General features: G+C 60.5%; 8 protein-coding genes. 7 read left to right on the forward strand and 1 reads right to left on the reverse strand.

Annotated features, from left to right (window positions below; all coding sequences use genetic code 11):
- Nucleotides 1–24 precede the first annotated feature (24 nt).
- Complete coding sequence (locus tag INT12_RS30040; protein ID WP_046488718.1) at nt 25–594, reverse strand: TetR/AcrR family transcriptional regulator; 570 nt, start codon at nt 592–594, stop codon at nt 25–27.
- Nucleotides 595–740: 146 nt separating this feature from the next.
- Here INT12_RS30040 and INT12_RS30045 point away from each other — a divergent pair, with 146 nt between their 5' ends.
- From INT12_RS30045 to INT12_RS30075, 7 genes are all read left to right on the forward strand, one after another.
- Complete coding sequence (locus INT12_RS30045; protein WP_193041022.1) at nt 741–1,841, forward strand: alkene reductase; 1,101 nt, start codon at nt 741–743, stop codon at nt 1,839–1,841.
- Nucleotides 1,842–1,907: 66 nt separating this feature from the next.
- On the forward strand, nt 1,908–2,696 hold the full coding sequence (locus INT12_RS30050) for an SDR family NAD(P)-dependent oxidoreductase (protein ID WP_193041018.1): 789 nt from the start codon (nt 1,908–1,910) through the stop codon (nt 2,694–2,696).
- A gap of 47 nt (nt 2,697–2,743) precedes the next feature.
- A complete protein-coding gene (locus INT12_RS30055) occupies nt 2,744–3,613 on the forward strand; it encodes an alpha/beta fold hydrolase (protein ID WP_193041019.1) in 870 nt (289 codons plus the stop codon).
- Between the two features lie 68 nt (nt 3,614–3,681).
- On the forward strand, nt 3,682–4,680 hold the full coding sequence (locus INT12_RS30060) for an NADP-dependent oxidoreductase (RefSeq protein WP_193041020.1): 999 nt from the start codon (nt 3,682–3,684) through the stop codon (nt 4,678–4,680).
- A 339-nt stretch (nt 4,681–5,019) separates the two neighbouring features.
- Nucleotides 5,020–6,363, forward strand: coding sequence for a CHASE2 domain-containing protein (locus INT12_RS30065; protein WP_193041021.1), 1,344 nt, complete (start codon nt 5,020–5,022; stop codon nt 6,361–6,363).
- A gap of 37 nt (nt 6,364–6,400) precedes the next feature.
- The gene (locus tag INT12_RS30070) at nt 6,401–6,766 is read left to right on the forward strand and encodes a hypothetical protein (RefSeq protein WP_017848541.1); all 366 of its coding nucleotides are present in this window, start codon (nt 6,401–6,403) and stop codon (nt 6,764–6,766) included.
- A 13-nt stretch (nt 6,767–6,779) separates the two neighbouring features.
- Entirely contained in the window at nt 6,780–8,357 is a 1,578-nt protein-coding gene (locus tag INT12_RS30075) for a M48 family metallopeptidase (RefSeq protein ID WP_193059154.1), read from the forward strand.
- Nucleotides 8,358–9,174 lie beyond the last annotated feature (817 nt).

Here is a 9,174-nt window from a genome sequence, read left to right on the forward strand (position 1 = left end):
CCCCACAACCATCCCCCCCCCCAACTACTCCGACAACGACTCAATCATCTGCCCATGACACACCGCCAAAATCTCATCCGCCAGCGCCGAGTCGTCAGGGCAGGCGCGCGATAGCGTGATCGCGCCGACCGCGCGTGCCAGCAGGTCGATCATTTTCTGCCTTGCCTCACCCGGCGCGGCATCCGGGCCGGTCGGGTATTTTTCGCCGAGTGTTTGCAGCATGTGCTCGATGCCTTCAGCGAATGCCGATTTCAAGTCGCCCGATTGACGCGCAGCGTCACCGCACAGCGCTGCCATGGTGCAACCCGTGGCGCGTCTGTCGCGATGCTCCCTGGAGACGTACAGATCGATGAAGTCCTTCACGCTCAATGCTTCGGCGTTGGCCAGTGAGTGCGCAAGGCTGTTGGCCGAGGCTTCGGCCATCAGGTCGGCCTTTGAAGCGAAATGTTTGTAGAAACCGCCATGGGTGAAACCGGCGGCGGCCATCAGGTCGGCCACGCCGACTCCGTCAAAGCCGCGCTCGCGAAACACGACTGAGGCCGTTTCGACGATGTGCTCCCGATTTGCCTGGGCCTGAGCCTTGGACACTCGCATGTTCGATACCTCTCTACCGCTGAAATTCATCGGCTGATGATACATAGATGTCGACCATAATCAAAACCGTTGACAGTTTAGATTTCGATCATCATCCTAATCGCAAGCAAGATGACCATTTACCAACGGGCACGGAACACACACCCATGAGCGACTTGAACCTGTTTACCCCCTACACACTGGGGGCTCTGACGCTGTCGAACCGCGTGGTTCTCGCGCCGCTGACGCGCAATCGCGCCGGAAAGGGTTTTGTACCGAGTGAGTTTGCTGCGGCCTATTACAGCCAGCGGGCCAGCGCGGGGTTGCTGATTTCCGAAGCCTCGCAGATCTCCCAGCAGGGGCAGGGCTATCAGGACACGCCAGGTATTTACACAGCGGCTCAGATAGAGGGATGGCGCAAGGTGACCGATGCCGTACACGCCAAGGGCGGGAGGATTTTCCTACAACTGTGGCATGTGGGCCGTGTTTCCCATGTGGATCTGCAACCGCACGGCGCGGCGCCGGTAGGCCCTTCCGCGCTGCGTGCTGCGACCAAGGTGTTCGTCAATAATCGCTTCGAGGACGTTTCCGAGCCGCGCTCGCTGGAAATTGACGAGCTCCCAGGCATCGTCAACGATTTCCGCCAAGCGGCGGCAAACGCCATTGCGGCAGGCTTCGACGGCGTGGAAATCCACGGTGCAAACGGCTATTTGCTGGATCAGTTCATCAAGGACGGCGCCAACCTGCGCACCGATGCCTACGGCGGCTCGATCGCAAACCGTGCGCGCCTGCTGCTGGAAGTGACGGCCGCGGTGGCCGCCGAGATTGGTGCTGATCGCACGGGGATTCGCCTTTCGCCGGTCTCGCCGGCCAATGGGGTATCGAGCAGTGATCCACAGGCTCAGTTCGATTACATCGTCGATCAACTCAATGCCCTGGACATCGTTTATCTGCACGTCGTCGAAGGCGCAACCGGTGGGCCACGCGATGTGGCGCCCTTTGATTTCGACGCCTTGCGCCAGCGCTTCAAGAACACTTACATCGCCAACAACGGCTATGACCTGGACCTGGCCACCGCACGCCTTGCGCATGACAGGGCCGACCTGATCGCCTTTGGCCGCCCGTTTATCGCCAACCCCGATCTGGTGGAGCGGCTCAAGACCGCTGCGCCGCTGTCCGCCTTCGACCCCTCCACGCTCTACGGCGGCGGCGCGGCGGGATACATCGACTACCCAACGCTTGCCGAATCCAGCACCCGCGCGAACTGAGCACTGGCTGATCGAGCCCGGTTTTATTCGTGCATCAATCCATGTTCCCGATAAAGAGCTGACATCATGACGACTTACCCTACTGTTCTCATCACTGGCGCTTCCACTGGCATCGGCGCGGTTTACGCCGAGCGTTTTGCCCAACGCGGGCATGATCTGGTGTTGGTTGCCCGCGACCACGCGCGCCTGGAAACGCTCGCCGCAAAGTTGCGTGGCGAACACAACGTCGCCGTTGAAGTGCTTGCGGCCGACCTGACTCAACTCGGCGACCTGCACACCGTCGAAGCGCGCCTGCGGGATGACGCTTGCATCGGCATCCTCGTCAACAATGCCGGTGCCGCGCAGTCCGGCAGCTTCATCGAGCAAAGCACCGACAGCGTGGCGCAGCTGGTGGCCCTCAACACCACGGCGCTGGTGCGACTCGCCAGCGCCATCGCGCCACGCCTGGCCAAAGCCGGTGAAGGCGCGATCATCAACATCGGTTCGGTGGTGGGCCTGGCGCCTGAGTTTGGTATGTCGGTCTATGGGGCGACCAAGGCGTTTGTGCTGTTCCTTTCCCAAGGCCTGAGCCTGGAGCTTTCACCTCAGGGCGTTTATGTGCAGGCCGTATTGCCCGCGGCCACCCGCACGGAGATCTGGGATCGCGCCGGTATCGACATCAACACCTTGAGCGAAGTCATGGAAGTGGCTGACCTGGTCGATGCCGCACTGGTCGGCTTCGATCGCCGCGAACCAGTGACCATTCCGCCGCTGCAAGAAGGCGAGCGCTGGGATGCCCTGCAAACCGCACGTCAGGGTCTTTTGTCGCAGATCAGACAGTCCGTCGTGGCGCCGCGTTATTTGACTGAAGTCTGAACCCTGTCGAGCAGGTCGGCCTCGCTCCGCAATCGCACGGAATAAACATGACTCTTTTGGCTAGCAGCAATCATCCCGGTTCACCGTCGTCATTTGTCCACGCGGCGAACCAGTCGGTTCTGGTGGGCGGGATACCTTTTGCCTACCGCGATCTGGGCCCCAGAACGCAGGTGCCGCTGGTCATGTTCAACCATTGGGGGGCAGTGCTGGATAACTTTGACCCCAGGATCATTGACGGTCTGGCGAAAAACCGGCGTGTCATCACCACCGATTACCGTGGTATCGGTGGCTCGGGTGGCGCCGCGCCGTTGACCGTCGGTGAAATGGCTGACGATGGCATCGGTTTTATCCGTGCGTTGGGTTTGGACAAGGTGGACCTGCTCGGCTTTTCACTCGGCGGCTTCGTCGCTCAAGACATCGCCCTGAAAGCCCCCGAACGCGTGCGCCGGCTGATCCTCACCGGAACCGGACCGGCCGGCGGCACAGGCATCGACAACGTCGGCTCGGTGACCTGGCCGTTGATGCTCAAGGGGCTGCTGACGCTACGCGATCCCAAGTTCTACCTATTCTTTACCGGCACGGCCAACGGACAACGCGGCGCGTCCGAGTATTTGCAACGGCTGAAAGAACGCCAGCAAGACCGGGACAAAGGCCCGACACCCCGTGCGTTTTTTCGGCAATTAAAAGCCATTACTGCGTGGGGCAGGCAGGCGCCGCAAGACCTCGGGCGCTTGCAGATGCCGACGCTGATCGCCAACGGCGACAACGACATCATGGTGCCCACGGTCAACTCGCTTGAGCTGGCAAAGCGAATCCCTGACGCGCAACTGGTCATTTACCCGGACGCCGGGCATGGCAGCATTTTCCAGCACCCTGGCGATTTCGTGAGCAAGGCCTTGGCGTTCCTCGACGCCTGAACGTCTCATCGCATCAACGTTGCCGGGGCCGCGCCCCGTTCTCATTCCACCGACAAGAGCGTTGCAACATGAAGGCATTTTTTATCGACCGCTACGGCAAGCAGAACGGACTGCTTGGCGAAGTGCCCGACCCTGCGGTCGGTGTGCATGACGTTCTGATCCAGGTACATGCAACGAGCGTGAACCCGTTGGACTCGAAGATCAGAACCGGCGAATTCAAACTGATCCTGCCTTATACATTTCCATTGGTCTTGGGCAACGACCTGGCGGGGGTGGTCGTTCGCACAGGCTCGGCGGTGACGCGGTTCAACCCAGGAGACGAAGTCTATGCACGCCCTCCCGAGGATCGCATCGGCACGTTTGCCGAACTGATCGCCGTGAACGAAAACGCACTCGCGCTGAAACCCTCGAACCTGGACATGGCCGAAGCGGCGTCCGTCCCCTTGGCCGCCTTGACGGCCTGGCAGGCGCTGGTTGAGACCGCCCAGCTGAAAAAAGGCCAGAAGGTGTTGATTCATGCCGGCTCCGGCGGTGTCGGCACGTTTGCCATCCAGCTCGCCAAACACCTCGGCGCTTTTGTTGCGACCACCACCAGCACGGCGAATGTCGAATGGGTGAAGGCGCTCGGGGCGGATGTGGTCATCGACTACAAGAAGCACGACTTTGCGAGCGAATTACACGATTTCGACGTGGTATTGAACAGCCTGGGCAAGGATGTGCTGATGAAATCGGTCGAGGTTCTCAAGCCCGGTGGACAGCTCATCTCCCTCTCCGGGCCACCGACGGCCGCCTTTGCCCAAGCGCAAGGCTTGTCCTGGATGCTGCGACAAGTCATGCGCCTGCTGAGCAACGGTATTCGTAGAAAAGCCCGCAAGCACGGGGTGAACTATGCATTTCTGTTTATGCGGGCCAGCGGCGTACAACTGCAAAAAATCAGCTCGCTTATCGAAGCTGGCGTCATCAAACCGGTCATCGATCGTTCCTTCCCTTTTGAATCGACGGCAGAGGCGTTGCGCTACGTCGAGCAGGGCAGGTCAAAAGGCAAAGTCATCATCACTCTCCAATAAGCGCACTCCAACAATATGTCAGTCGATAACGCGCACGCCGCCAAGTATCAGCCCCCAGCGCCTGAACCAGAGGAACCGCCACCGCACACACAGGCGCCGTTGCAACCGCAAGTTGTACCTGTGGAAGCGCCGATAATCATTTGGCGTAGCTTGATGCTTGAGCAGTAACGGGAAAGGGTCGCCGAAAGATGAGCCTTTTTGTTTGTGCCTGCTCACGATGTTTCAGGTTGCGCCGGCAATTCACACACAGAATATGGCATTTCGCCACCTTTCCAATTGACACCCCCTCCCCACCACGTTAAAAACCCTGTCTTGCTGCTGCCTTTTATCGAGACATGGATGTTGTCGCCCCCCCCGCTGTTCAAATACCGCCGCTATTGGCTGGCGGCCCTCATCGTGCTGCTGGCGATCCTCGATCCTTTCGGCCTGGCCAGTTCCAGCGACAAGGCGTCGGCGCAGTGGCTCAACCGGATGTTCGCCAGCCACTACGCCCATGAAGGGCAGCAGCGGGTGGCGGTGGTGTTGATCGATGACGCGTACCTGATGCGCAACGCCACCTCCTGGCCGATGCCCTATGGCGAGCAGAGCAAGTTGTTCAAGCGCTTGCTGGCGTTCAAACCCAAGGCGGTGTTTGTCGACTTGCTCTACAGCCATGACCACTCTTTCGGCGACCCGGCACGGGGCAGTCAGTTATTGGCGAATGTGTTCGAGCGCTATCAACGCCAGGGCATTCCGTTGTGGCTGGCCAATACCGGGGTGGCGCGGGGTGAGGCAGGCCAGGCCAATACGCTGGCACCGTTTGTCGAGGTCAGCCGCCCGGGCCTGGTGGCATGGGATGGAGTCGATGACAAGTACCCGCTGGCGGTGAATACGCCCATAGGCCTGATGGAAACACCGGCCCTGGCGCTGTACCGCGCATTCTGTGGGACACAGGCCTGCCCGTCGCCGCCGGTGGACGCCCAAACCGCCGCACGCCGGCAACCGATCGCGGTGCAATGGGGGCTGAAGCTGGCACCGGAGCAGGCGCGGATCGCCGACGTGCGCCACTGCGCACCGGCGCGGCATTTTTTGCTGGATGGCCTGGCGCAGTTGCTCCAGGCGGTGTTCTGGAAACTCGATGGCTCGGAGCAGGCACGCTGCCCTTATACGCTGACGTTGGCGGCGAGCGACCTGGAAGTCAGCGACCCGGACGACCAAGCCCTGGTCGCCGAGTTGCTGCGCGACCGTTTGATCCTGGTCGGGGCCAATATCACCTCGACGGGTGATCTGGTGGAGTCGCCGGTACACGGCCAGCTACCTGGCGTTTATCTGCATGCCATGGCCCTCGACAACCTGATCAATGCGGGCATGGACTATGACCATGAGCCTGCCAACTTCCCTGGCCTGCCCTTTAATTGGCTGGACCTGCTCGAACTGGGCCTGCTGGCGTTGATTGCCGTGCTCAAGGCGCTGCACGCGCGGCGGCTGGCGGGTCAGCGCACCTGGAGCCGGTGGCGGCGCCAGGAAATCTGGTTTTTTTCTTCGCCGTGCCCGTCATGGCTGCTGGTGATGTCGGTGCTCGTCTCGGTGAGTGTGCTGCTGAGCGTCAGCCACATCACGCCGGTGAACGTGTTGGGCATTGTTTTGCTGTCGTTGGTGCTGTTCAGCGAACGGATCGAAGCCTTCTTCGATCGCGATCGTTGAGCGCGTCGCTTTGTCATTTGACTCAAGGAATCCAAGGATGAACAGAAGTCTGATCGTCGTGCTCGTTGCACTCTTCACCCAGGGTGCCTGGGCGGAAACCCACAGCATCAAGGCGTTTCTGGCCGACCCGGTGGCGGTGCTGGATGAGCAGGGTAAACAACAGCGCGAGCTGCCGAAAAAAGACGCGCCGACCCAACCCGTCCCCGTGTTGCAGTACAACAAGGCGCTGGATCTGGTGCAGGTTGAGCTGGCGGGTCAGAAGGTCTGGCTGGACACCATGGACCTGCGCATCGAACCGCCACTCAATGTGGTCGACCTGCCCTGCCAGGGCCTGACCAAGAGCCAGACCAAAGACAGCCGCAACAACTCCACCATCGGTTTTGGTGCGGGCTGCAATCAATAAAAGGAGCGGTGCGGTGAAGGGATCTCTATTGGCAGCCAGCTTACTGGCCAGCACGGTACTCAGTGGTTGCGCGACATTGAAGGGCGCCGACCAGGCGTTCCTGAACCTGGTGGGTCCGTCGACCCAATCCAGGGTCCAGGGCCACTACGTGGATAACACCGACGTGCGCCAGTACTACAAGCTCGACCCGCAACGCCAGAGCCAGCAGCGCTTGAGCTATGACGGGCGCGCCGTACCGGCGGCCGAAGCACGCCAGCAGAACCTGGTGGATATCCCGATGCTGCAGGTGTATCTGCAGGGGATTGTCACGCGCCTGTCCAAAGGTTGGCCGGGGGAGTTGCCGGCCTTGCAGGTGAAAATCACCGACAGCTACAGCTTCGGGCCCTCGGCGGACCCTTACGGCAATGTGTTCGTGCCGCTGGGCATGCTGGACAACGTCGGCAGCGAAGATGAAATCGCTGCAATGCTCGGCCACGAAATGAGCCACGTTCTGCTGCATCACCATGACCGCATGGCGGCCTTCCAGCAGCAGAAAGAGATGTTCACCACAGTGGCCTCCACCGTGGCCTTGGCCACCATGGCCGCCGATACCGGCGTGGACCGCAGTTCCGGCACGATGAAGCTGTTCAGCAAAGACCCCGCCGGCACCCAGAAAACCATCGGCAACACCGTGCTCTACACCACGTTGGCCAACACGTTTTCCGACCATGTGTGGAGCACTGCGTGGGGCCGCACCCAGGAAGACCAGGCCGACCTGCTCGGCACCGACTTGATGATCCGCGCCGGTTACGCGCCCCGTGCCGCCACCCATAGCCTGGAGCGCCTCAACGACTTCCAGGGCAAACAGAAACCGTTGCTCAGCGGCTTCCTGACCGCGCGCAAGAACGCCATGCAGGATTCGCTGCAGCAGTTCAATCTCAACCGCTTCACCCAGGAGCTGGACGTGCTGGTCAAAGATGGGCTGACCACCAGCATTTCCGCGACCACCCAGTATTTCAATCGCTCCCACATGTCGGCGATGGATCGCGACACCGAGTTGCGCCAGTACCTGCAGCGCGAGTACCGCCAGGAGCGCCGCGCGCGCATCAACCCCGAGAGCTGGGCGAAGATCAAAAGTACGCCACAAGTGGCCAAGGCCATGCAGGGCTACAAGGACGCCTACTTCGCCAACGACGCCCTGGAGAAAAACAAGCTGCCTGCGGCCGACGGGTTTATCCGCAAAGCCCTGGCCTCGCCGGTCAAGGACCAGCCAAGCATCCGGCGCACGGCGTATACCGTGCGCCTGGCCCAGGGCAACAGCGGCGAAGCCTTGAAAGAGTTGCAGGCCATCAAGGACTGGAGCCTGGCCGGCCCGTCGACCTATGACCTGATGATCAGCTACCACCTCAAGCGCGGCGACGGGCAATCGGCACTGGCGATGATCGACAAGGCCGAACGCAACCTGGGCTCGGCAGAACTGTTCATCACCGAGAAGTTGCTGGCCAACCAGCAACTGCAGAACGCGCAGCAGGTGCAAACCGTGCTGCGCAAGTGCGAGCAATACCCGACCCGCAAGGCAAACTGCAAGAAACTGGCGCCAGCCAAAGCCTGATGCTGACGATTTAGCCTACAGAGCCCTCCTCCTTCCCGCGGCGCTTTTTCCTAACGCCCGGGAAGACCGCTCCTCTCGCCCACCCCACCTGTTCTTCGGTATAAACGTTCGCTTTCTGCGTTGCGAACGGACTCCCATGAACGCCATAAAACTGCTTTTCCTGCTGATCATTTTTCCCTTGCTGCTGGCCGGCGTTGGAACATGACAATTGCAGCGCGCCACCGAGGGCGCGCGGGTTCCCGAACAAGCCCAAGCCTATGTCAACGTGCTGATCGGCGTGGTCGCGCTGGCTGGTACGCAATGGGCGGGGCGGCGTGCGCAGCAGTCGCGAGAACAGTTGCTGCAGGTATTTTCCCTGGGCAGCCGGTTGTTGCCCTACGTGCTGGTGAGCCAGGTGGTGGCGATGGCGAGGTGCTGTTGCAGATGGCGCAGCTGTGCATCGACAACAAGAAGATCGAACCCTATAAAGGCCTGACGCTGATGACCGACTACGTCAACGCATCCCTCGCCCGCAAGATTCTGCAAAACCGGCAGGACTGAACCCGCGACATAAAAAATCTATGGTCACCCCCATTTTTGCAATACTGATTAACGGGTGGTGTGGTTGGCTTGCTTAAATCTATCCGGCGTCTGTTTGGGGCATGCCCCAGCGCCACGATGAGAGTCGCGCCTGACGATCCTTAAAAACCCGTCGGCTTCTGAAGCCGATTTTTATGTCAGGATCTTCGCCAGGCCGGTGTGCCGTTCACATCATCTGTTGTTCAGCTATCGCAAAACCTGAAGGGTGAATCGTGGTACTGCAACAACTGCAGGGTCA

It is taken from the genome of Pseudomonas sp. K8, assembly GCF_014889455.1.
In the GTDB taxonomy this organism is placed as follows: domain Bacteria; phylum Pseudomonadota; class Gammaproteobacteria; order Pseudomonadales; family Pseudomonadaceae; genus Aquipseudomonas; species Aquipseudomonas veronii.

Coding starts and splice junctions, on each gene's coding strand:
- INT12_RS30040 (WP_046488718.1), bottom strand. CDS start 594: ATGCGAGTGTCCAAGGCTCAGGCCCAGGCAAATCGGGAGCACATCGTC.
- INT12_RS30045 (WP_193041022.1), top strand. CDS start 741: ATGAGCGACTTGAACCTGTTTACCCCCTACACACTGGGGGCTCTGACG.
- INT12_RS30050 (WP_193041018.1), top strand. CDS start 1,908: ATGACGACTTACCCTACTGTTCTCATCACTGGCGCTTCCACTGGCATC.
- INT12_RS30055 (WP_193041019.1), top strand. CDS start 2,744: ATGACTCTTTTGGCTAGCAGCAATCATCCCGGTTCACCGTCGTCATTT.
- INT12_RS30060 (WP_193041020.1), top strand. CDS start 3,682: ATGAAGGCATTTTTTATCGACCGCTACGGCAAGCAGAACGGACTGCTT.
- INT12_RS30065 (WP_193041021.1), top strand. CDS start 5,020: ATGTTGTCGCCCCCCCCGCTGTTCAAATACCGCCGCTATTGGCTGGCG.
- INT12_RS30070 (WP_017848541.1), top strand. CDS start 6,401: ATGAACAGAAGTCTGATCGTCGTGCTCGTTGCACTCTTCACCCAGGGT.